The sequence below is a fragment of the Filobacillus milosensis genome, assembly GCF_004402015.1.
Taxonomy (GTDB): Bacteria; Bacillota; Bacilli; order Bacillales; family Alkalibacillaceae; genus Filobacillus; species Filobacillus milosensis.
The window spans coordinates 13751-38546 of the sequence record NZ_SOPW01000012.1 but is presented as its reverse complement, the minus strand read 5'-3'; the positions used below and the strand labels follow the sequence as shown (position 1 = coordinate 38546).

The following is a 24796-nucleotide window of genomic DNA, read 5'->3' as shown; positions in this document are numbered from 1 at the left end:
AATATGTATACCCTCTTGCTTAGATCTAAGCAAGAGGGTTTTTATTTTGAGTGTTCATTGCGATTAATGGAGTTTGAGTTCATTTTAATAGAGTCTAGAAGCTGATTAATGGAGTTTGGTTTCGTTTTAATGAAGTTCATGGTCCAATTAATGGAGTTTAAACTTTGATTAAAAGAATTTTCCCTTTTACATAAAAAAATCCGCTGACTCATCAGCGGATTTTACATGAATTAGCTATTTAATTTTGATTTTTTCTGCGCACGCTCACGCTCACCTTTATTCAGGATTTTCTTACGTAAACGAATCGATTCTGGTGTAACTTCGCAATACTCGTCATCATCCAGATATTCAATCGCTTCTTCAAGCGTTAATTTACGAGTCGATTTAATCGTTTGTGTGTTATCTTTTGTTGCTGAACGAACGTTTGTTAGAGCTTTTTCTTTCGTGATGTTAACCGTTAAGTCGTTTTCACGGTTGTGCTCTCCAACAATCATACCTTCATACACTTCTGTATTTGGTTCAACAAAAATGACACCACGATCTTCAAGAGCTAAAATACTGTAGTTCGTTGCTTTACCTTTTTCTTGAGATACTAATACACCCTGGCGACGACCACCAACACGGCCACCAACAACTGGCTCATAAGAATCAAATGTGTGGTTGATAATACCGAAACCACGTGTTTGTGTCATGAATTCCGTTGCATAACCAATTAATCCACGAGAAGGTACTTTGAATTCTAAACGAACTTGACCATTTCCTTGGTTCGCCATATCAAGCATTTCACCTTTACGCTGGCCAAGAGATTCCATTACTGCACCTTGGTGCTCTTCTGGAACATCAACTTGAACACGTTCCATAGGTTCGCATTTCACACCATCAATTTCTTTAATGATAACTTGCGGTTTAGAAATTTGTAATTCAAAACCTTCACGACGCATGTTTTCAATTAAAATCGATAAGTGAAGCTCACCACGACCTGATACAACCCATGCATCAGGCGAGTCCGTTTTCTCAACACGTAAACTTACATCCGTTTCAAGCTGAGTTAATAAACGCTCTTCAATCTGACGGGCTGTTACGAATTTACCTTCACGACCGGCAAATGGACTGTTATTCGTCACGAACTTCATCTGTAAAGTCGGCTCATCAATACGAGGGATTGGAAGCGCATCTGGGTTTTCAGCATCACAAACTGTTTCCCCAACGTTAATGTCTTCCATACCAGCTACTGCAACGATATCTCCCGCTTCAGCTTCTTCGATTTCAATTCGCTTTAAACCAATAAAACCGAATAGCTTCGTCACACGGTATTTCTTCATACTGCCGTCTTTTTTCATTAAAGCAACTTGCTCGCCAACCTTCATTCGTCCGCGATACACACGCCCTACACCAATACGTCCCACATAATCGTTATAATCTAACATCGTAATTTGGTATTGAAGTGGCGCATCCACGTCACGCTCTGGTGTCGGGATATAGTCTAAGATTGTCTTAAACACAGGCTCCATCGTTTCATCCAACTCATCCGGTTCTTCACCTGAAGTACCATTTAATGCTGATGCATAAACAACCGGGAATTCCAATTGATCATCATCTGCACCTAATTCAATAAATAAATCTAATACTTCATCAACAACCTCTTCAGGTCGTGCATTTGGTCTGTCAATTTTATTTAAAACCACAACTGGCTTTAATTTTTCTTCTAATGCTTTCTTTAATACAAATCGCGTCTGAGGCATACAACCTTCATATGCATCAACAACTAGTAGCACACCATCTACCATTTTCATGATACGTTCAACTTCACCACCGAAGTCTGCGTGGCCTGGTGTATCTAAGATATTAATTCTTGTGTCGTTATAGTTAATCGCCGTATTTTTCGCTAAAATTGTAATACCGCGCTCTTTTTCTAAATCGTTCGAATCCATTGCACGCTCATCTACATGTTCGTTATCACGAAATGTTCCTGAGTAGTGTAACAACTGATCCACTAATGTCGTTTTTCCGTGGTCAACGTGGGCAATAATCGCTATATTGCGAATGTCTTTGTTCTCTTGCATAAATACTCTCCTATTCTGTATCCTAAGAGAAACACGCACCGCGTTTCCCTCTATTACTTGTTGACGTTCTAAAAAATTACTCAACCTTTATATTATAACAAAAATTGCCCATAATACCTAATTTTAATCTAATTCTCTTAAAGATTTTGCTTTAATTAATACAATCGCTGATAACACACATAGTGTGAGCGCAGCATACATCATGATTTGATCAATCTTGACACCAAGACTAATAAACATAGTTGTAATTAAATACGAAATAGGAATAAGTCCCATCGCCGAAAACTGTACTAAACTCGAAACACGACCGATATATTTTTCTTCAGTGTGATGTTGAATAGCCGCTGTCAAAGGAACATTTGTAAATGATACAGATATTCCAATGCAAACAACTAAAGCTACATTTACCCAAAAGACACCAATTAAACTGAATGCTGTATAAAAGATCGCCATCCCACCAATAGAGACCACCGCAACCAAACCACGTTTCTTCCTAATGTTTAATACGCCTACCAGTATTGTTCCTAATAACATTCCAATCGCAAGACCCGCGCTTAATGTGCTAAAAGTTAATTCATCCCCACCCAAAACATTTTTAGCAAAAATCGGCATCCCTACTTGTAAAGGACCAGCAAAAGCTAAATTTAAAAATACGACCGTCAACATTAGCGTTAATAAAAACGGTGACTGCTTTAAATAAGCTAACCCTTCTTTAATAGAAGAAAAAATCGAAGACGGCTTTTCTTTGTTGGCTGATTTGTCTTGTAATTCTTCATCATTTATTTTATTTTTTAAAATCCAGTCAACCAAAGCTGAAATAAGAAGCATTCCACTGACTATGGCAAACATAATCGTATAACTACCAAATCCAATGATAACCCCCGCTAAAATTGGTCCAGTAACAATAGAAATATTTCTCACCGTTTCAACAATCGAATTGCCTCTTGTTAACTCTTCTTTCTTCAAAATAGTTGGTAGCATTGATGAACTGGCAGGCCAGAAAAAGGCATCCAACAAGCCGAATACTAGTGCCAAACCGATTAACAACCAAATCGACAGCATATCGAACATTAGCAAACCGATCACACCAATGAGTAAAACCCCTTTAGTGAAGTCAGACAAAAACATAATCCACCCACGATTAATACGATCTGCTATTACCCCACCTATTAACATAAACATTAATCGAGGAACTGAAGATGCAAAGAAAACTAGCCCTAACATCGCTTCAAGCCTTAAGAAATCAACAACATACCAGTTCACAGTGAACATAAAAAACGAAACACTAAAACTTGATGCTAAAAATGTTAAGACGAATAACAAGAATTTCTTGTTTTTAAAAATCGACGAGACTTCTTTTTCATGTATTTCATGCGTTGTAGCAACTTGTGTACTCATAAACAACACCCCTTTTTATTTATATTAAATTAAACATTCTATATACATCGAATGTTCGGTCATAAGAAAGCCCACCCTTTCTTAATTAAACAATGACTGAAATTGATCAAGGACCTGTTTTATTTCCTCTTTATTTGTTTGATAATAAACTTTATTTTCTACGCGTTTTGATTCAACAAATTGATGGGTTAATAAGGTAGATAAATGGTGAGATATAGTCGAGTTCGAAATTTTTAATTCTTGGGCCAATTCATAACCATAGCATGGTCTTTTACTTAATAATTGCAACAACTTAAAGCGTCGTTCATCTGTTAATACTCTTAGTAACTCCAAGGTTTCCTTGTCATCAGTTTCTTTAACAAAAGCATTTAAGCGCTCCAATCCAAGTACACAAATCAATGGCTCTTCAGACGCAATTTGAGCAATGATGACACCTGTATTGAGACAATAAGATGGAAATAGCAGGACATCTTTTCCACCTTGAAGACCCCCGTAGTTATTAAGTAATTTAATTAACTTTGAATCATCGGAGTGCAACTGTTGTAAATATCGTTCCTGTTTTCTATAAAACTCATCTTCTCGATTTTTATAAAAATGTTCGTAGAAATACTCAATTAACTTGATTAGACGCTGTTTAGTGTGTTCTCCATCGTGAATTAAGTATAGTAACTTCCACTTTTCCTCTTCGACCAGGTTTAATTTTTGTATAGTTTGTAATGTTTGATCTGTTGATTCAAAATCTACTTCTTTATAATCCGGATTCATTCCAACATTTAAAAAACCATTTGATAGCGTTTGAACATCAATGTTTTTTAGCATGTTAATATATTGAGGCACAGTTTCATGAACTTGGTGTCTAATTATATGAGTAATCGTTGATATGGCAATATAACTCTCACTATTAAAAAACACTTCAAATTCTTTTTTCCACTCATCATCCAATTGCTCAGCGACATGTTTAACCCATTGCTCAACTTCATCGTTGCGAGCAACTCTTTTATCCATATCTTCATCAATCACAACGTCAACATTAGTCACTCTGTACATTAGAGATAAACAATCTAGTGCAAGTGAATTTTGTATAGTAATCGTTTCCTTTTGCGACATATTCAAACACCCTTTACGATAATGATTAAATAACTGTTTCGATGTTAATATAAATATATGCGAGGATGACCTTCTAAGTCAATGTAAATCGAAGCTTATAATCAAAATCGGTCGATGGACGGAGGAAATGATACTTCTCCAGTCACAAAAATACTTTCTATTGGTCTTTTTCATGACATCAAACAAAAAATCCCTCCCCACCATCGTGGAGAAGGATTATTTCATTTCATCTAATATAGGGTAAACCTCTTCAACCCCATTCTCGGCAATCGTGCATGCAATCCCTAATGGTGTCTCCCAAAATGATTCAGGAATGACCGGATTTTTCATACCCGCTGCTTGGAATAACGATTTATAAATGCGGTCTAAGTGTCGTTCTGTGATTTGCCTTTCACGTTCTTTCTCACCTCGCGCCATTAAAAACAAATAACGTATCGATTGAAAAATATTATCGCCAGGCATGAACGTAAATTCTTTAAAAAAGTATAATTGTTTTTCGGCACGTTCAGATATGGCATTATTAATCGCCAAGTCATCCAAACGTTCATACAATTGACGGTTCAACATTTTAAAAATTCGCCGTTTTTCATCTTGCATAACTTCATCGTTATAAACTGTTTTTAAGAAATCAAAGGCTTCCTCTCTTGTCCAAGCCATGGAAATCCTCCTAAATTACTCGATCGACTCGTTCGAAAACACGAGCTCGCCCTCTTTAATATCAATATATAAATCTTGTTCCTTAAAAAACCATTCATCTTTTTCATCAATTTGAAATATAATGTTCTGTTTTTCTTCTTCTACTCCTGCAACGTCAGCGCGACCGGGTTCTAACCCAATGGAAAAACCGTCTTGGAAATCACTTGTTCCACCGTATTTCGGAAAGAAACGAACAACATCACCTTCTACTAAATCCATTTCATCTTTAAACCAATTAACTGCTTCATCACTAATATGAATATTCAAATGTACGGCCTCCTTATATAGATAGTTTAACGAAATCATTTACAAACAACAAACGTAAGCATGTTTATTGAAAAAGTTGGTTGACTGTATTAGAATTCAGAAATCATATATACATAGAAAGAAGATGTTACTCATGACAGAAGAGCGTTTAGGTACCATTTACGCTTCTAGCGCGTATATCATTTGGGGATTCCTTCCCCTCTATTGGAAACTTGTTGAACATGTACCAGCATGGGAAATTTTAGCCCACCGCATTTTATGGTCATTTGTATTTATGATCTTATTTATTATAGTTATTCGCAGATGGAACCTCTTTATTGGCGAGTGGCGCCAAATCATTTCGGATAAGAAAAAATTCCTCGGTATCTCAGCCGCTGGTTTAGTAATCAGTTTGAACTGGGTGATATTTATTTGGGCGGTTAACTCTGACCGTGTGCTTGATGCAAGTCTCGGTTATTATATCAACCCATTAATCAGTATCTTTTTCGGTATTATTTTTCTAAGAGAGCGATTCTCAAAACTTCAATGGGTAGCGATTGGATTTGCCTTTTTAGGTGTATTCTATATGACTTACAACTTCGGGTCTGTCCCATGGGCTGCTCTAGGCATGGCCATCACTTTTGCATTCTATGGTCTATTAAAGAAAACAGTAGATTTAAATCCTATATTTGGGTTGGCCATTGAGACCTTAATTGTAGCTCCAGTTGCAATCGTTTATATTACTTATCTACAAGTTAATCAGTTCGGAGCTCTTGGCTTTAGTTGGGAAGGATTTGTCCTATTAGGAACCGGGCTTGCAACCGCTCTTCCCCTTCTATTGTTCGGGCAAGGTGCTAAACGCATTCCACTATCCTTAGTTGGATTTTTACAGTATTTCGCACCGACGATAATGTTATTACTAGGTGTATTTCTATTTAATGAAACATTTACACAAGTTCACGCTATTACCTTTACCCTAATTTGGATCGGACTAATCCTTTATTCCTATGAACGAATTAGAACATTAAAACGAAAACATAGCAAAGCAGCTTAAGCGGGGATTAGTCCCCGTTTTTATCTTAAAATTAAGAAAGCGCTTACAGTTTTTATGTTACAATATTAGATAGTGAGATTTTGTTTAACATGGGTAAGGGGGATAAATACATGAAGAAAAGAAATTTTGAAACAGAAGTTGTACACGTTGGATACGATTCTAAGGATCATTTAGGAAGCTTATCCACACCAATCTACCAAACTTCAACTTTTACATTTGAATCGGCAGAACAAGGTGAACGCCGTTTCGCTGGTGAAGAAGACGGTTACATTTATGGCCGTTTAGGTAATCCGACAGTCTCAGCACTACAAGAACGTATTGCTGCTTTAGAAAATGGTGAAGCCGGCCTTGGGTTTGCTACAGGAATGGCTGCCGTTTCTGCAACATTAATTGCTTTAACAAAAGCGAATGACCATATTCTATGTTCACAAGGCTTATATGGTTGTACATTTGGTCTTTTGACTTTAATGGAAGACAAATATAATATTAAGTCCGATTTCATTTCAATGGATAGCGAAGAACAAATTCGAGAACATATTTTACCTGAGACAAGTTGTATTTATGTCGAAACACCAATCAACCCAACGATGAAAGTTATCGATCTTGAAATGGTGGCGCGTGTGGCGAAAGAATACGATATTCCAGTTGTTGTAGACAACACATTCTCAAGCCCTTATCTACAACGTCCACTAGATCTTGGTTGTGATATCGTTATTCACAGTGCGACTAAGTACATTGGTGGTCATGGGGATGTGGTTGCCGGTTTATTAGTAGGTAAAGAAGAATTTATCTCAGAAGTAGCTATGACGACACAAAAAGACATTGGTGGAGCGATGTCACCATTTGATGCTTGGCTACTCCTTCGAGGTTTAAAAACGTTACCAATCCGTATGGAACGTCATTCACAAACAGCTGAAACGATTGTTGATCAGTTAAAAGCTCATCCAAATGTTAAAAATGTTTATTATCCATTTGACCGAGACAATCCAGATTATGAAATTGCTCAAAAACAAATGAAACTGGGTGCAGGTGTCATTGCGTTTGAAGTAAAAGGTGATAAAAAAGAGGCACAGCAATTCCTTAACCGTTTATCATTCTTAAAGATTGCTGTTAGTCTTGGGGATGCAGAAACAATCATCCAACACCCCGCTTCAATGACTCACGCTGTTGTACCTGAAGAAACACGTGAAAAAATGGGTATTTCTAACACACTTATTCGTATGTCATGCGGTTTAGAAGCATGGGAAGATATTTGGAATGACTTAGAACAAAGCTTAAACGCTGTTAATGCAACTGAAGCTAAAATGTAAAAATAATAAAAGGTACTTGAGACCCGTCTCAAGTACCTTTTTCACTTAATTATTCATGAAGTTTTCAATCTGTTCTCTATATGATTTTAACTCTTCTAGAGACTTAACAATTTCCAGATTTTCAAACGCACTTTGATCAAACTCGCCTTGCTCAATCTGGCGGTTCGCTTCATCAATGGCTTCTAAAATTTGATTGTTTTGTTCCTCAATCTTGTTATGAACGCCTTCAGCTACACTCGGTGGCTCAAGTTCGTTGAAGCCCTTCACTTCCGCTTCAATTTCATCCATCATAGATTTTAATTCTTCAAAGTCTTCTTGTGTTAATTCTTTTTTATTTAAGAAAGTTGATACATCATCTTGATAGCTCGCCATCGTACTGACATAGTCTTTTGCTTCTTTACCATAATCAAGCGTATTATTCACTTCTTCTATAAGTCCACAGCCTGCTAATAACGTGAAAATCAACAAAATAATAATGGCTCTCATTACTCTACTCCTTTTTTCTGATTCTGATCTATTTTTATTATAATCATTATTAATATATTATACCTTTATTTCTTCAGAATAAAACCTATTAGCTATCTACATTTTATAGGAAAAAACTCACCGATATGCTATACTACTTCATAAGTATTTATAACTATATCATTGTTTTATAGAGATGGGGAATAATTATTATGGCCGGGATGGATCTCACGCATCAAACAACACTAAAACTAAACCACCTTGACCATTCACAACTACGCATGTACCACAACGTTTTTAAGAACTTTCCAGACGGTATAATCACCATAGACCACACTGGCAAAATCATAGATTTCAATAACCAAATCACTCATATGTTTGGTTACGATGCATCGGATTTGTCACTACAGCCTTTTGACCAGTTCTTAGTTGATAACTTTCGAGACACTACTAAAGATTATTTTTATAAAGTGTTAAATGGACGCTCGGTTAAACACTATTCTAAAGTTTTACATAAAACGGGTTACGAAGTCCCTGTAAAAATTACGAGTACACCAATCTATGAAAACAACGAAGTGATTGGTTTATTTACTATTGTTCATGACTTAATTGAAACTGAAAGAAATTTAATCGATCTATCCAGCATTAAAGACAAATTGGTATCTGCACAAGCAGTAGCCAATATTGGCACATGGGAAGTTGATATACCAAATAATCAAATTCACTGGTCTGACCCAGTTTACAAAATTTACGATCGTGAAGAATGGAAAAAACAGCCGTTAGATTTAGAGAAGATTCTCTCAGTCACTCATCAAAAAGATTATCATCGTTTTAAAACCGCTCTTGAAGAAGCTATTGAATACGGCACTAGTTTCCAAATGGATTATCGCGTCATGACAGAAGATGATGACGTTCGAATTCTTCATGTTCGTGGGGATAGTATCATCAATAAAAATGGAGGGGTCACACGATTAATTGGGATTGTTCAAGATGTCACTAAATTGCGGAATATGGAGTACAGCCTTGAAGCAAACCATGAGAGGCTTCAGAAAATCTATGACTCACTAGATATGATTGTATGTTCCTTTAATTTAGATAACAAGCGTCTCGATTATGTTTCTAAAGGTATTGAGCGCATGATTAATGTGAATGTCGAACATGTTTATCACAGTGACTTTAATTGGACATCTTATATTCATCCAGCTGACCTCAAACGTTTTTCTAGAAATAGGCGAAAGATGCTTCGCGGTGATAAAGTGAAGCATGAATATAGAATTATCTCTCGTGATTCAGAAATTAAATGGGTTGAGGAACAAGCGATCCCTATCTTTGATCAAGAAGGTCGCATTTCACAAATTGACGGAATCCTAATTGATTTCACAGAACGAAAACTTTATGAACAGCAAATGGAATTCATTACAAACCACGATCACCTGACTGGACTTAAAAACCGCAGAAACTTTGAATCACATATTAACAACTTATTATCACAAAAGAAATTGCACCCGTTTTGGCTGATTTACTTGGATCTAGATAATTTTAAATCCATTAATGACTCTCTAGGCCATGACATTGGAGATAAAGTACTGGTCATGACTGGATCAAAAATTGAGAGTATTGTAGAAGAACGAGGCATTGCTTCTCGATTAAACGGTGATGAGTTTATTATTATGATTAATAAACTCCGGGATGGTGAAACGATTGACGATATTGCCATCCGTTTAAAAGCATCACTAGAACGTAAAATGGTTATTGAAGAATATCCACTGCAAGTCACTTCAAGTATAGGTGTCACCCACTACCCTGAACACGGCTCAAACCTTAACGAGCTTATAAACAACGCAGACCGTGCTGTGCGATATATAAAGGGAACAGGTAAAAACTCTTGGCAAATCTTCGAAGAGAACGTTGAAAAAAGAACATTTAATGATTATGAATTAGAACAAGATTTGTATTTTGCTGTTGAGAATAATGAACTTGATGTTTACTTGCAGCCAATTATGAAGAAAGACAGTCCTCAAACGAGTTACGCAGAAGCTCTAGTGCGTTGGAAGCATCCGGTTCATGGGCTTATTCCGCCAAGCGCCTTTATTCCAATTGCGGAACAGTCAGGGTTCATCCACCAAATTGATGAATTTGTATTTAAAAGAACATGTGAAATCATTCAACGTTGGAAAATGGATTATCAGATCGATTTAACAGTTTCTAATAACGTATCTCCTAAACGTTTTTTAAGGCATTCATTTATTACGAACGTCAAAAATACATTAAATCATTTCCAAGTTGATGCCAGGAATATCATTTTTGAAATTACAGAAACAACGTTAATTCATGACCCGGAAATTGTTCACAAAACCATTAATGACTTTAGAAAATTAGGGATTCGGTTTGCGCTTGATGATTTTGGTACAGGGTATTCATCCATTTCTCATGTCAGTATGTTTAATATTGATTTCCTTAAAATTGACCGTCAATTCATCCAGGACATCCATTTAAACAAACGAAATCAAGCGATATTAAAAGGGATTACTAACTTTACAAGTGAACTTAATATCCCAATGATTGCTGAAGGCATTGAGACAGCTGAAGAACTTGAATTTTTACAAAAACTAAATTGTGCTTATTTCCAAGGCTATTATTTTTCAAAGCCTTGTGATTTAGAGACATTTAAAGAATTTATGCTCGGGTGAGGGGATTAATCTTCTCACCCTTCTTTATTTTTATGATATATTGAGGTTAGGAGGGATTGTATGTTTGAAGCAACAGAAACTTTCGCTAAAAAACTGGATGAGCAAGATTCACTATCAAAATTTAAAAATGAATTTTACATAAAAGATAATCAGATTTATATGGACGGAAACTCACTCGGATTGATGTCTAAGCGAGCTGAGGAAAAACTTCTCAACGTCATGAACGCTTGGAAAGAGTTTGGGATTGATGGCTGGACGAGTGGCGATCACCCTTGGTTCTATCTATCTGAGAACTTAGGTGAAAAAGTCGCCAAATTAGTTGGAGCAAAACCTGAGGAAGTCGTTGTTACGGGCTCCACTACTACAAACTTACACCAGCTAGTTGCTACCTTTTTTAAACCAGAAGGAAAACGCACAAAAATTTTAGCTGATGAACTTAATTTTCCATCAGATATTTATGCTTTGAAAAGTCAGTTAAAATTACACGGCTTAGACCCGGATGAACATTTAATCCGTGTAAAAAGTCGAGACGGAAGAACGATCCATGAGGATGACATTATTGAGGCAATGACCGACGAAGTAGCCCTAATTGTTTTACCTACTGTGTTGTACCGTAGTGGTCAGTTATTGGACTTAAAGCGTGTGACCCAAGCTGCCAATGAAAAAGGCATCCCTATTGGGTGGGACGGTTGTCACTCAGTCGGTGCAATCCCACATGATTTTCATAAAATTGGGGCTGACTTCGCCTATTGGTGCCACTATAAATACATGAATAACGGACCTGGGGGAGTCGCTGGTTTGTTTGTGCACGAAAAGCACTTCGGTGTTGAACCTGGTCTCTCAGGATGGTTCGGTTCAGATAAACAAAAACAGTTCGATATGGAGCATGATTTTACACCAGCTGATACTGCCGGTGCATTCCAAATTGGAACTCCTCATGTATTGAGCGTTGCACCATTAATTGGTTCGCTTGAATTATTTGAAGAAGCAGGCATGGATCGTTTACGCGAAAAATCATTAAAGGCAACAGCTTACTTAATGTATTTAGTAGAGGAGCTGTTATCAGACTATAACTTCACGATTGGGAACCCACGAGAGGATGCTCATCGTGGTGGGCACGTATGTCTTGAACATAAAGAAGCAGCAAGTATTTGTAAAGCTTTAAAGGATCATGGAATTATTCCTGACTTCCGTTCACCGAATGTTATAAGGCTGGCACCTGTTGCATTCTATGTTTCATTCCAGGATGTTTATCAAACCGTTTTAACGATTAAAAAGATTATGGATGATGAATCCTATAAAACATACAAAAACGAGCGTGGCATTATTGCATAAGGAGTTGATCATATGATTTATGATATTTCCAGATTACTTAACGCGAATACACCGACTTGGCCTGGAGACACACCTTTTTCTTATGACCTGACCTGGTCGCAGGAAGAAACAGGATCTGTTAATGTAGGTCAAATCACGACTAGCTGTCACACGGCAACGCATGTTGATGCACCTTTTCATTTTAAGTCAAACGGGATGACCATTGAACAACTCCCACTTGATATTTTTGTGGGGCCGGCACTCGTTGTAGACGTTTCAACAAAAGGCGAGATCACCGTCAATGATTTTGAAGACATCGACTTTACAAACGTTCGTCGCGTGTTATTAAAAACCGAAACATGGACTGGTGATGAATTCCCAACTCAGATTCCGATCATCGACCCTGAACTCGGTCCGTTCTTATTAGAAAATGGCATTGAACTGTTGGGCGTTGATTTACCTTCAGTTGACCCATTAGACAGCAAGACCTTAGATACGCACCATTCTTTATTAAAAAGTGGCGTTCATATTTTGGAAGGGCTGCGCTTATCTAATGTTGCGCCTGGCGAATATCGACTAACTGCGCTCCCCCTTAATATTGAAGGTGCTGACGGCAGTCCAGTTCGGGCAATTTTAGAAGATGACACTCAAGCTTAAGGCTTGGGTGTTTTTTGTGGCTATAGCAGGAATTGGTCACCGTCTACAAGAAAGATCCTCCCTTCTATAAGAACATAGCAACTTTCATATGCGAACCTTGCAACTATTTATGAGAAAACTTGGTCCTATCACCACAGGCTTTTCCCTAAAAAGTAAAAAAAGGCTCGCAACTAAGCGAGCCTGTCCTACTTATAATTTACTTCTGACATTCCACAGCTCAGGGAAGAAATAGTGATCGAGCACACTCTTTAAATAACCGACACCTGAGGAGCCGCCTGTCCCCTTCTTATGGCCGATAATTCGTTCAACGGTTTTCATATGCCTGAAACGCCATTGCTGCATCCAGTCTTCAATGTCCACTAACTTCTCTGCCAGTTCATATAGATCCCAATACTTGTCGACATTGCGGTACACTTCTATCCAAGCCTTCTCAACGCTTTCGTTGGCCTCGTAAGTCTTCGTCAGGTCTCGCTGCAGAACACTGGAGTCGATGTCAAAATCTGATTTCGCTAGTGTTTCAATCGCTACATCATATAGGCCAGGTGCTTCATAGGCTTCTTGTAATTGTTGATGGAGCGCTTCGTCTTTTTCATAAATCTTTAACACATGTGGCGTTTTATAACCTAGGGCAAATTCGACCATTCGATATTGATACGATTGGAATCCTGATGCTTGGCCTAGATGGTCGCGGAACTCTAAGTACTCTGCTGGCGTCATGGTTGCGAGCACGTCCCATGCTTGGATAATCTGGTTTTGAATTTTTGATACGCGTGCTAGCTGTTTAAATGCGCTGTCGAAGTTTTCGTCTTTGATGGATGTAATGGCAGCGCGAATTTCGTGTAAGGTTAGTTTCATCCACAGTTCACTGACTTGGTGAATGATAATAAATAACATTTCATCATGGTGATCAGATAAACGATGTTGGGCGTTCAATATGGAGTCTAAATCGAGATAATCACCATAAGTCATACGCTCTTTAAAATCTGTATGTATCCCTTTTTCATCTTTATAAGTCATTTGGTTTTGTCACTCACCTTTTTTCTTTTATCTTAACACATATTTAGCCATAGAATATAAGAGGCTGTGGTATGATAAAAGTAAATCGAGATAGTTGAATTCGTTTAATCCCTATTGGTAAACTGAGGTTATTGAGATTGATATTAAAGGATGTGAAGAGCATGCGTGTTGTAAATAATATTGCAGAATTAATTGGTGATACGCCACTAGTAAAATTAAATCGACTTAATCCAGCAAACGGTGCTGATATTTATCTAAAACTTGAAATGTTCAACCCTAGTGGAAGTGTGAAAGACCGTGCAGCTTATAACATGATTTTAGAGGCTGAAAAACAAGGTCATCTTAAAGAGGGCTCGACGATTATTGAACCGACAAGCGGTAACACAGGAATCGGTCTTGCGATGAATGCGGCCGCTCGTGGTTATAAGGCAATCCTTGTGATGCCTGACACGATGACTAAAGAGCGCATTAATATGCTAAAAGCTTATGGTGCCGAAGTGGTCTTGACTCCTGGGGATAAAAAAATGCCTGGAGCGATTGAAAAAGCTAAAGAATTACTTAATGAAATTCCAAATAGTTTTATGCCGATGCAGTTTGAAAACCAGGCCAACCCGGATGCACACCGTAAATCGACTGCACTAGAAATTCAAGAAGCGATGAAACAACTTGGCAAGCCGTTGTCAGCGTTTGTTGCGAGTTCAGGTACGGGCGGTACGGTGACAGGAACTGGTGAGGAATTGAAAAAGGTATATAAAGATCTAACCGTACACGTTGTGGAACCTGCAGGATCGCCTGTTTTATCTGGAGGTCAGCCAGGTAAGCACAAACTTGTCGGAACAAGTCCTGGCTTTGTACCGGACACGTTAAATTTGGATGTTTGCGATGAGATTTTAAAAATTGAAGACGATCAAGCTTATGATATTACGCGTCGATTAGCACGCGAAGAAGGTATTTTAGTTGGTCCTTCAGGCGGTGCAACAACTTATGCAGCTATTGAAGTTGCTAAGCGTAAACAACCTGGTGAAGTGGTCATCGCTGTCGCACCTGACACTGGTGAACGTTATCTATCAGGTGACCTATTTGATCTTTAATTCATAAGACAATGAACCTGCTTCCATAATAAGGGAGCAGGTTTTTTATATTTTTTTTAAAAATCTATTGACTTGAGAATGATTTTCAATAACAATAGTAAATGAAAATGATAATTATTCTCAATACCAAACTAAGAAAAGGAGTTAAATAGTTATGAAAATCAAGTATTTCTTATTAACATCAATCATCCTCTCGGTTATCTTCCTTGCAGCATGTGGAGACGATAGTACTTCAGATGGTGACAGCAATGAATCAAGTGAAGAGGAAATTAATTTATACACTAGCCGTCATTACGACATTGATGATGAGCTTTATAAAGAATTTACAGATGAAACTGGAATTAAAGTTAATGTCATTAAAGGTGACGAAGATGAATTAATTGAACGTATGAAGCGTGAAGGTGAACAAACTGCTGACTTATTCTACACATCAGATGCTGGTCGTTTATTCCGTGCAAAAGACGCTGGATTACTACAAAGCATTGACAATGACACGATTAATGAAAACATCCCTGAAAATTTACGTGATAAAGACAATAAATGGTTTGGCCTTACTAAACGTGCGCGTGTAATTGTTTATCATAAAGACCGTGTTGACCCGAGTGAAGTCAAAACTTACGAAGATCTAACTGAATCAAAATGGGAAGACAAAGTATTAATTCGTTCATCAGAGAACATTTATAACCAGTCATTATTAGCATCGTTTATTGAGTTAAAAGGACGCGAAGAAGCTAAAGCTTGGGCTGAAGGTGTTGTAAATAACATGGCTCGTGATCCACAAGGTGGAGACCGTGATCAAGCTAAAGGTGTTGTTGCTGGCGAAGGTGATCTAGCCGTTATGAACACTTATTACCTTGGTGGTATGCTAAATTCTGCTGATGAAGAGGAAGTTAAAGTAGCTGAACAGCTGGGAGTCATCTTCCCTAATCAGGAAACAACAGGTACACATGTCAACGTTAGTGGAATCGCAGTTACAAAACACGCAAAAAATAAAGAAAACGCAGTTAAGTTAATCGAATTTTTATCATCTAAAGATGTTCAGAAACAATTCGCAAGCGCGAACTACGAATATCCAGTTAACCCGAATGTTGAACCAGCTGAAACATTAAAACAGTGGGGAGACTTCAAAGAACAGGATATTAACCTGTCAATCTTAGGTGAAAACAATGCAGAAGCAGTTAAAATTTTCAATGAAGTAAATTGGAAGTAATAGCAAAATTAAGTCAGGTTGTTGAATTTTCAGCAGCCTGTTTTGGTTTTTAAGTCTTTATTATGTCCGTTTTTAAATACTTCAGCTGAGAGACTTACTAAACGATTAATTATTTTGTATGATGGATAAGGTGTATTAGAATTAAGGGCGTGAACTCTTTGAATTGGATTAGAAATATTAAAAGCAATATGAATAGTTGGGCAATCTTGAGCATTGTATTTATCATACTCATTCTACTCCCCAACTTATCCATCATTTTTCAATTTTTCAGTGAACCAAATGAGAATTGGGCACACATTCGAGAATACATGTTGAACACATATATTAAAAATTCACTTATATTAGTGGTTGCTGTTGGAGTTCTAAGTGCCATAGTGGGTTCTAGTCTGGCCTGGATTATTTCCGCCTATCAATTCCCGCTGCGGAACTTTTTTCAATGGGGGCTAATTTTACCATTAGCTATTCCACCTTACATTGGCGCTTACACATATCACGGAATTATTAATTATACAGGTGTCATTCAAACCACTTTACGTAATCAGTTTGGCGTGACAGTGGACCAACAATATTTCGATATTATGAATATGCCAGGTACTATTTTTATATTTGTGATTTTCCTGTTCCCATATGTTTTTACAATTACTAAAGCATTTTTAGCAAGACAATCAACATCTCTAATAGAAAATGCGCGACTACTGGGAAGTAATCCTTGGAAAATTTATTTCAAGATCGTTCTACCATTAGCGCGGACATCTATTGTTGCTGGAGTAAGCTTAGTTATTCTTGAAGTGTTAAATGATTATGGCGTTGTAAAATACTACGGGATTCAAACATTTACAACCGCTATATTCCAAACATGGTTTGGGCTTGGCGATTTAGCTTCAGCCATTAAACTATCAGGTACCTTAATGCTTATTATTTTAGGGTTATTAATTGCTGAGAGAGTCCTTAGAGGAAGAAAACGATTCAGTTTCACAACAACAAAAGTTAAATTACTAAAACCAGTGCAACTAAAAGGAGTCAGTAAGTGGGTGGCATTTAGCTATGCAACGACAGTATTTGCGGTCGCATTTATTATTCCATTCATACAACTGATTTACTGGGCAACCCTAACATATGAACAATTTTTCTCAGAGGATTTACTAAGTGTGATTGGTAATACAATAATGGTTGCTTTAATCGCAGCTACATTAATAACTATTATGGCTATTGTGATTAGTAATTTTTCCAGGTTACACCGTGGTTTAACAGCAAAACTCTTCCCTAAAGTAACGATATTAGGTTATTCTATTCCTGGTGCAGTTATTGCTGTAGGAATAGTAACGTTATTTATTGGCATAGATAAATTCATGTACCAAAATACTTTAGTTTCTTCTTACGTATTAAGTACGAGTATTTTCATGCTTGTCTTTGCTTATGTCGTTCGCTATTTAGCAGTAGCATATAACTCAATAGAATCTGGCTTTGAACGAATTGGAACTTCTTTTACAGAGGCATCAAGAATATTAGGCCAAAACATTACAAAATCGTTCTTTAAAGTAGATTTAAAATTAATCCGTGGCGCAATTTTTGGAGGGTTTATTTTAGCTTTCATCGATATATTAAAAGAACTTCCATTGACTCTGATTTTACGACCATTTAACTTTGAAACATTAGCAACTAATGCATTTCAATACGCCTCTAATGAAATGATTCATGAAGCTGCTGTGCCTTCAATATTAATCATTATCATTAGTGCAATTGCAATTTACTTTTTCCATCATGTTTTAGAAAGGGAGTAATCATATGTTTGTGCATATCCGAGACTTACAATACCGCTACTCAAACTCTGATCATTTAACGATAAATAAATTTAATTTAACAATAAACAAGGGAGAAATCACTACAATTCTAGGAGAATCCGGTAGTGGGAAAAGTACCTTATTGCGTTTAATTGCGGGGTTAGAGATGCCTTCAAAAGGTAATATTATGGTTGGAGATGATTGCATGTGCAGTCAATCTAAATTCGTTCAACCAGAACGCCGTGGTATTGGAATGGTTTTTCAAGATTATGCTTTATTCCCTCATATGACAGTTTCTGAAAATATTAAATTTGGTTTAGTGAAATGGTCTCGTAAAGATAAAAAAGCTCGCCTTCAAGAGGTTTTAGAGTTAGTGAATTTAGAAGGTTACGAAAAACGCTACCCATATGAACTAAGTGGCGGACAGCAACAACGTGTAGCATTAGCGCGAGCCTTAGCACCCAAACCTAAATTGCTCCTTTTCGATGAACCGTTTAGTAACTTGGATGCAGATTTACAAATTAAAATTCGTGAAGAGCTTCGTAAAATATTAAAAACAACTGGCGTTACCTCAATATTCGTGACACATGATCAAGAAGATGCTCAAGCATTAGCTGATCGTATCGTTATTTTAAGAGGTGGTGAAGTATCTCAAAATGGCACACCAGAAGAAATTTTTGGTACGGATTGTGATATTTCAGATCGTATCGCCGTAAAACCAAGGGTGTTATCCAGAACTTGATATCGAACTCCTGCTCATGTGGCAGGAGTTTTTTGGTGGTTAAAAAAAATAATCCTTTTTAACTAAAAATGCTTTATAACCCTTGATTTGAGGTACATTACTAAACAAACAGTCCATTCGACAACTTCGGTAAATTGTGATAATATTTAGCCTAACGAAATAATCGGTTACCGAAGTATTAGAAAGAAGGGTCAATCTTGGATCAACAAGCAAGAGGTAAACGTAATTTGGCGATCATGTGGTTCGCCAGTTTTTTTATTGCAGGTAGTATGACAATGGTTATGCCATTTCTATCTTTATATATCGAGACGTTCGGCAATTTCTCAGATGATTACGTTCAGACTTGGGCGGGATATACATTTGGAGTAACTTTTTTAACTGCATTTTTAGTTTCACCTATATGGGGTAGATTTGGAGATAAATTTGGCAGAAAACCCATCCTTATTATTGCGGCATTTGGTTTAGGAACCAGTGTCTTTTTAATGGGAGAAGTGCAATCTGTATTCCAATTGTTCCTCCTTCGTTTTGTCATGGGTGTTTTCACAGGGTTCATCCCTATGGCACAGGCATTAATTTCAACACAAACTGAAAAAGGAATCTCAGGACGTGTGTTAGGAACGCTTCAAACAGGCACAGTTACAGGTACATTAATGGGTCCAATGCTTGGCGGATTTCTAGCCGATACGATTGGTTATGCTCAAGCGTTTCAATTCACTTCAGGAACTATTTTTCTAGCTGGAGTTTTAGTCCTAATTGGTGTAAAAGAGTTCCGAGTCAAAGATGAAGAAAACGCGAAAGAAAATTATTCTAGAAAAGAAGTTGTACAGTTCATTCTAAGGCAGCCTATGTTAATTTCAGTGATTATTTTGTCTATGTTTGTGCAAATCGCACACTTTGCGGTTCAGCCTATATTAGCCCTTTATGTCAGTGAGCTAAATGGGCCGGCCAACCTAGCCTTTATATCAGGTATCGCCTTCTCAATCACCGGTTTAGGTAACTTATTGATGACTAGACGCTGGGGACGAATTGCAGATAAGGTAGGGTATGAAAAAATCTTGATTGGTTTACTCATTGCTGCCGGGATCGTCTACTTACCTGGTGCATTCGTTAATGAAGTATGGCAGCTCGTAATCGTACGTTTCCTATTGGGCGTCACATTAGGTGGTATTATTCCAGTTAGAATGGCTTACATTAGGCAAGTGGCACCAATACAGATTCAAGGTGAAGTCATGGGCTATAACACCAGTCTTCGCTTTTTAGGAAATATGATTGGACCTGTTGTAGGTGGTATTGTTGCTGGGTGGTATAGTATTTCAGCTGTGTTTTTAATGACAAGTTTTATGCTATTTTCTTGCGGGTTAATCTTACTCTTTATGAAATGGCGTGAAGAGCAAGCTGGTGCAGGTGCAGCTTCAAAAACAACTTCATAATGTTTTATTAAAATAACTTATTTGTATCACCTCACAAATTGCCTTACAATAAATATTGTGAGAAAACTTGCCGAGGGGCGACCCTTAAGGTAAGTTGGAGGCGCAGTTAACCATTTAGGTAGCCCAAAAAACAGTACTGAAAGTGAGGAATACTTTTATGAAAAAAGCTCTTGTATTAGCTGGTTCCGACACTAGTGGTGGAGCTGGAATTCAAGCGGACATTAAAACGTCTCAAGAAATCGGTATTTATCCGATGACAGCTTTAACAACCATTGTAGCCCAAAACCCATCATCAAACTGGGCTCACGATGTTTATCCTATAGAGTTAAATACAGTTAAGGCACAGCTTCACACCATTCTTGACGGTGTTGGTGTTGACATCATGAAGACTGGAATGCTGCCTACAGCTGAAGTTATTGAATTAGCTGCTGAGGTCATTGAAAAGCAGAGCTTAGATGCTGTTATTGATCCTGTTCTTGTATGTAAAGGTCAGGATGAAGCACTACACCCGGAGAATGCTGAAGCACTTCGCAATGTTTTAGTTCCAAAAGCTCTAGTAACAACGCCTAACCTTTTTGAAGCTGGACAGTTGGCACAGATGGACAACATTACCACTGTAGATGAAATGAAAGAAGCTGCCAAACGCATTTATGAGTTAGGCGCTAAGCACGTTATTGTCAAAGGTGGATCTGATGTCGATAGTGAGAAAGCAATTGATGTCTATTATGCCGGCGAAGAATTTATTTTAATTGAAACAGATATCATTGACACAACTTACACTCATGGTGCAGGTTGTACCTTTGCTTCAGCAATCACTGCTTTTATTGCAAAAGGTCAAGAACCTTTAGAAGCAATTAGATCTGCTAAATCATTTATTACAAATGCCATTCAAGATGCACCGCGCTTAAATGATTACGTTGGTTCAGTGAATCAATATGCGAACCGCAAAATACACTATTATGTCTAAAACTGAGGCCCTTGCCTCAGTTTTTTTAAATTAAATCAGATTCCGGATCCTACTCTTCTGTTTCCGGATCTATTTTTCTAATTTCCGGAGCCTTTTTGGTAACTTAACTGGTCGAATCTTGTCGAAAACGCTTAAAAAACTCCTGTTTCCGGACTTTTGAAAGGGAATCCCGGACTTTTCCCCTTCTATTCATTGCCTATCTTTCACTTTTGCTTATTCACTTAATCACATGTTATACTACTTATGAATATAATTCCTATTAAACAGGTAGGAATACTATTTATTGAGGTGAACATACATGGGCAGAGAGTTCATGAATATATTTGACGAATGGGCTGATTCTTACAATGATGCAGTTTCAGGTCAAAATATAGAGTATAAAGAAGTTTTTGAGCATTACGAGGAAATTCTTGACGAGGTAGCTTCCAAAGCTAAAGGTAAAACCATTGAATTCGGCGTAGGTACAGGTAATCTATTTGATAAATTAATTAACTATAACCTAGATGTCATAGGTGTTGAACCTAATGAAAAGATGCTTCAAATTGCTAAACATAGATTTCCCGATGAACAAATTTTAGATGGTGATCTGATCAATTTTCCAAAGTCCGATCAGATTGACAGCATCGTAAGCAGCTATACTTTTCACCATTTAACTGATAATGAAAAACAAGAAGCATTTGAATTGTATTACGATGTTTTGTCTCATCAGGGGCAGGTCATTTTTGCAGATACAATTTTTCAAGATGAAGAAAGTCACCAGAAGGTAATTAGAGATGCCGAAGAGAAAGGGTATAGTAACTTAGCTAAAGATTTGTTAAGAGAATATTATACAACCATTCCGAAGTTAGAACATATCATTAAACAAGCAGGTTTCACAGTCAGGTTTAAACAGCTGAACAACTTCGTCTGGCTCATCCATGCAAGAAAACTATAAATTTGTTACTAATATTTGAGAGGAGAATTCAAATGACTAAGAAAATGAACGTAGAAAGTTTCAACCTAGACCACACAAAAGTTAAGGCACCTTATGTACGCTTAGTAGGGGTGACGAAAGGACAAAATGGGGATTCGATTCACAAATACGATATTCGATTCAAGCAACCCAATAAAGCTCACATGAAAATGGACGCACTACACTCAATCGAACATTTAATGGCAGAGAACATTCGTAACCACTTAGAAAATGTAATTGATATCGGACCTATGGGATGCCAAACCGGTTTCTACCTTGCCGTTTTGAACCATGACGACTACGACGAAATCATTGAAGCATTAGAAAAAACATTCCATGATGTATTAAAAGCAGATGAAGTTCCAGCATGTAACGAAGTTCAATGTGGTTGGGCAGCCAATCATAGCCTAGATGGTGCAAAGGAACTCGCACAAGAAATGCTCGATCACCAAGCTGAATGGAAAGATGTTTTCGGAGAGGAATAACGTCATGAATTATGTTTCAAATATTCAAGATTTGATTGGCAGAACGCCTTTATTTGAAATTACTCAAATTGATATTCCAAATAACTGCCGAATTTTCTCAAAGCTAGAATATTTTAACCCAGGCGGCAGCGTGAAAGACCGTCTGGGTGTTGAATTAATAAATGATGCATTAGAAAGAAACCTCCTAAAACCAGGAGGTACTATCATTGAACCGACAGCTGGTAACACTGGTATTGGTCTAGCATTAGCAGCCATCAATCAGGGTTTTAGGATTATTTACGTGGTTCCAGAAAAATTCAGCATCGAAAAACAAGCTTTGATGAAAGCGTTAGGAGCGGAAATTGTTCATACCAAAACTGAGTTAGGAATGAAAGGAGCTATTGATCGAGCGAAAGAATTAGAAGCTCAAATAGATCACTCTTTCTCCCCTTCTCAATTTTCCAATCCGGCCAATCCAAAGGCTTATTACAATACATTAGGCCCTGAGATTTATCATGACCTTGATGGAAATATTAATGTTTTTGTTGCTGGAGCTGGAACAGGCGGTACATTCATGGGAGTCTCACGTTATTTAAAAGAACAAAATGACTCCATCAAAACTGTCATCGTTGAACCTGAAGGCTCCATATTGAATGGTGGTGCACCAGGTCCCCATGAGACAGAAGGAATCGGCATGGAGTTTTTACCTAAATACATGGATAACAGGTATTTTGACGCCATTCATACCATTTCAGATCAAGATGCTTTTAGGCAGGTTAAACAACTTTCTCAAAAAGAAGGCCTTTTAGTCGCTTCATCTTCTGGAGCTGCTTTTGTTGCAGCACTTAAAGAAGCAGAAACTGCACAAGAAGGTAGTCACATCGTTACTGTTTTTCCGGATAGTAGCGAACGTTATTTAAGCAAACAAATTTATGAAGGATGGGATTAAATGCGTAAGAAAACACAGCTTATACACGGTGGAATATTCGGCGATGAAACAACAGGTGCTGTGTCTACTCCAATTTATCAAGTTAGTACTTACAAGCAGGATTCAGTTGGTAATCACAAAGGCTTTGAGTATTCTAGAACTGGTAACCCAACAAGACATGCACTTGAGGAATTAATAAAAGATGTTGAAGGTGGTAAAAGAGGCTTTGCTTTTGGCTCAGGAATGGCAGCCATCACATCAGTCATGATACTTTTTAATAGTGGCGATCATGTGGTATTTACGGATGATGTATATGGAGGTACCTATCGTGTGATGACAAGTGTCTTAAATCGCTTAGGTATTGATTCGACATTTGTAGATACGAGTGAAACCGAAAATATTCAATCGGCTATCCAAGAAAATACTAAAGCCATTTTCATTGAAACGCCAACCAATCCACTGCTAAAGATTACCGATATTGAAAAAGCTTCAAATGTTGCTAGAAAACATAATCTTTTAACAATTGTTGATAACACGTTTATCACACCTTATTTTCAAAATCCATTAAACCTTGGCGCTGATATTGTTCTTCATAGTGCCACAAAATATTTAGGTGGACATAGTGATGTAGTGGCTGGCTTAGTTGTTGTGAACGATGAACAATTAGGTGAAGACTTACACTTTATCCAAAACTCAACTGGTGCCGTTTTAGGACCTCAAGATTCCTGGTTACTCATGCGCGGGATAAAAACGTTAGGCATTCGTATGGAAGAACATGAACAAAACACGAGAAAAATTGTGGACTTCTTAGAACCACATCCAAACGTTGACAGTGTGTTCTATCCAGGTCTGCCCACCCACCCTGGGCATCATACAGCTAAAAAACAAGCAACTGGATTTGGCGCAATGGTTTCTTTTGATGTTGGATCTGAGGCAAAAACCGATGAAGTTTTAGCTAAATTACGTTATTTTACACTAGCTGAGAGTTTAGGAGCAGTTGAAAGCCTCATCTCAGTACCAGCTAAAATGACACATGCTTCAATTCCAAGAGAACGACGATTAGAATTAGGTATTACTGATGGATTAATCCGTATTTCAGTAGGCATTGAAGATGTTGACGACTTATTAGAAGACCTAAGTCAGGCATTAAATTGATATTAAGTCAGACTTTCACATAAGTGAGAGTCTGACTTTTTTGTATAAATGAAGTTAAC

At 37.5% G+C, this 24796-nt stretch carries 22 protein-coding genes; 15 read left to right on the top strand and 7 right to left on the bottom strand.

Annotated features, from left to right (window positions below; genetic code table 11):
* Positions 1-230 precede the first annotated feature (230 nt).
* From typA to E3U55_RS11425, 5 genes are all read right to left on the bottom strand, one after another.
* Positions 231-2063, bottom strand: a complete 1833-nt coding sequence (gene typA / locus E3U55_RS11445) for a translational GTPase TypA (RefSeq protein WP_134340602.1) — start codon at positions 2061-2063, stop codon at positions 231-233.
* A 123-nt stretch (positions 2064-2186) separates the two neighbouring features.
* Positions 2187-3461, bottom strand: a complete 1275-nt coding sequence (locus tag E3U55_RS11440) for an MFS transporter (RefSeq protein ID WP_134340601.1) — start codon at positions 3459-3461, stop codon at positions 2187-2189.
* Between the two features lie 81 nt (positions 3462-3542).
* Complete coding sequence (locus tag E3U55_RS11435) at positions 3543-4568, bottom strand: ArsR/SmtB family transcription factor (RefSeq protein ID WP_134340599.1); 1026 nt, start codon at positions 4566-4568, stop codon at positions 3543-3545.
* Positions 4569-4784: 216 nt separating this feature from the next.
* Complete coding sequence (locus E3U55_RS11430; protein ID WP_134340597.1) at positions 4785-5225, bottom strand: hypothetical protein; 441 nt, start codon at positions 5223-5225, stop codon at positions 4785-4787.
* Positions 5226-5240: 15 nt separating this feature from the next.
* Complete coding sequence (locus E3U55_RS11425) at positions 5241-5531, bottom strand: HesB/YadR/YfhF family protein (protein WP_134340595.1); 291 nt, start codon at positions 5529-5531, stop codon at positions 5241-5243.
* A 133-nt stretch (positions 5532-5664) separates the two neighbouring features.
* Here E3U55_RS11425 and rarD point away from each other — a divergent pair, with 133 nt between their 5' ends.
* A complete protein-coding gene (gene rarD / locus E3U55_RS11420; protein ID WP_134340593.1) occupies positions 5665-6564 on the top strand; it encodes an EamA family transporter RarD in 900 nt (299 codons plus the stop codon).
* Between the two features lie 110 nt (positions 6565-6674).
* Positions 6675-7874 carry a methionine gamma-lyase gene (megL, locus tag E3U55_RS11415; protein ID WP_134340591.1) on the top strand — a complete coding sequence of 400 codons (1200 nt, stop codon included), beginning with the start codon at positions 6675-6677 and terminating at the stop codon, positions 7872-7874.
* 45 nt (positions 7875-7919) lie between these two features.
* Here megL and E3U55_RS11410 read toward each other — a convergent pair whose 3' ends face one another.
* A complete protein-coding gene (locus E3U55_RS11410) occupies positions 7920-8360 on the bottom strand; it encodes a DUF6376 family protein (RefSeq protein ID WP_134340589.1) in 441 nt (146 codons plus the stop codon).
* A gap of 191 nt (positions 8361-8551) precedes the next feature.
* Between E3U55_RS11410 and E3U55_RS11405 the strand changes: the two genes are divergently transcribed.
* From E3U55_RS11405 to kynB, 3 genes are read left to right on the top strand one after another with little or no spacing between them, the layout of a single operon-like run.
* Positions 8552-11029 carry a GGDEF domain-containing phosphodiesterase gene (locus E3U55_RS11405; RefSeq protein WP_134340587.1) on the top strand — a complete coding sequence of 826 codons (2478 nt, stop codon included), beginning with the start codon at positions 8552-8554 and terminating at the stop codon, positions 11027-11029.
* A gap of 60 nt (positions 11030-11089) precedes the next feature.
* The gene (gene kynU, locus E3U55_RS11400; protein ID WP_134340586.1) at positions 11090-12364 is read left to right on the top strand and encodes a kynureninase; all 1275 of its coding nucleotides are present in this window, start codon (positions 11090-11092) and stop codon (positions 12362-12364) included.
* 12 nt (positions 12365-12376) lie between these two features.
* Positions 12377-13000: an arylformamidase gene (gene kynB / locus E3U55_RS11395; RefSeq protein WP_134340584.1), complete on the top strand. Its 624-nt coding sequence runs from the start codon at positions 12377-12379 to the stop codon at positions 12998-13000.
* Positions 13001-13189: 189 nt separating this feature from the next.
* Here kynB and kynA read toward each other — a convergent pair whose 3' ends face one another.
* Positions 13190-14017 carry a tryptophan 2,3-dioxygenase gene (gene kynA, locus E3U55_RS11390; RefSeq protein WP_134340582.1) on the bottom strand — a complete coding sequence of 276 codons (828 nt, stop codon included), beginning with the start codon at positions 14015-14017 and terminating at the stop codon, positions 13190-13192.
* 161 nt (positions 14018-14178) lie between these two features.
* Between kynA and cysK the strand changes: the two genes are divergently transcribed.
* The 10 genes from cysK to E3U55_RS11340 all read left to right on the top strand — a co-directional run bounded on the left by cysK (position 14179) and on the right by E3U55_RS11340 (position 24737).
* Positions 14179-15108, top strand: a complete 930-nt coding sequence (gene cysK / locus E3U55_RS11385; protein WP_134340580.1) for a cysteine synthase A — start codon at positions 14179-14181, stop codon at positions 15106-15108.
* Between the two features lie 154 nt (positions 15109-15262).
* On the top strand, positions 15263-16318 hold the full coding sequence (locus E3U55_RS11380) for a Fe(3+) ABC transporter substrate-binding protein (protein WP_134340579.1): 1056 nt from the start codon (positions 15263-15265) through the stop codon (positions 16316-16318).
* Positions 16319-16506: 188 nt separating this feature from the next.
* Positions 16507-18099, top strand: a complete 1593-nt coding sequence (locus E3U55_RS11375; RefSeq protein WP_194840902.1) for an ABC transporter permease — start codon at positions 16507-16509, stop codon at positions 18097-18099.
* Between the two features lie 4 nt (positions 18100-18103).
* The gene (locus E3U55_RS11370; RefSeq protein WP_134340576.1) at positions 18104-18841 is read left to right on the top strand and encodes an ABC transporter ATP-binding protein; all 738 of its coding nucleotides are present in this window, start codon (positions 18104-18106) and stop codon (positions 18839-18841) included.
* A gap of 197 nt (positions 18842-19038) precedes the next feature.
* Positions 19039-20271, top strand: a complete 1233-nt coding sequence (locus E3U55_RS11365; RefSeq protein ID WP_228547546.1) for an MFS transporter — start codon at positions 19039-19041, stop codon at positions 20269-20271.
* Between the two features lie 157 nt (positions 20272-20428).
* Positions 20429-21238 (top strand): pyridoxine/pyridoxal/pyridoxamine kinase, encoded by an 810-nt coding sequence (pdxK, locus tag E3U55_RS11360; protein WP_134340574.1) that lies wholly within the window; start codon positions 20429-20431, stop codon positions 21236-21238.
* Positions 21239-21536: 298 nt separating this feature from the next.
* The gene (locus tag E3U55_RS11355) at positions 21537-22172 is read left to right on the top strand and encodes a class I SAM-dependent DNA methyltransferase (protein WP_134340573.1); all 636 of its coding nucleotides are present in this window, start codon (positions 21537-21539) and stop codon (positions 22170-22172) included.
* A 32-nt stretch (positions 22173-22204) separates the two neighbouring features.
* Positions 22205-22675 carry an S-ribosylhomocysteine lyase gene (locus tag E3U55_RS11350; RefSeq protein ID WP_134340571.1) on the top strand — a complete coding sequence of 157 codons (471 nt, stop codon included), beginning with the start codon at positions 22205-22207 and terminating at the stop codon, positions 22673-22675.
* 4 nt (positions 22676-22679) lie between these two features.
* Complete coding sequence (locus E3U55_RS11345; protein ID WP_134340570.1) at positions 22680-23603, top strand: PLP-dependent cysteine synthase family protein; 924 nt, start codon at positions 22680-22682, stop codon at positions 23601-23603.
* Positions 23604-24737, top strand: a complete 1134-nt coding sequence (locus E3U55_RS11340) for a bifunctional cystathionine gamma-lyase/homocysteine desulfhydrase (RefSeq protein ID WP_134340568.1) — start codon at positions 23604-23606, stop codon at positions 24735-24737.
* Positions 24738-24796: the final 59 nt, after the last annotated feature.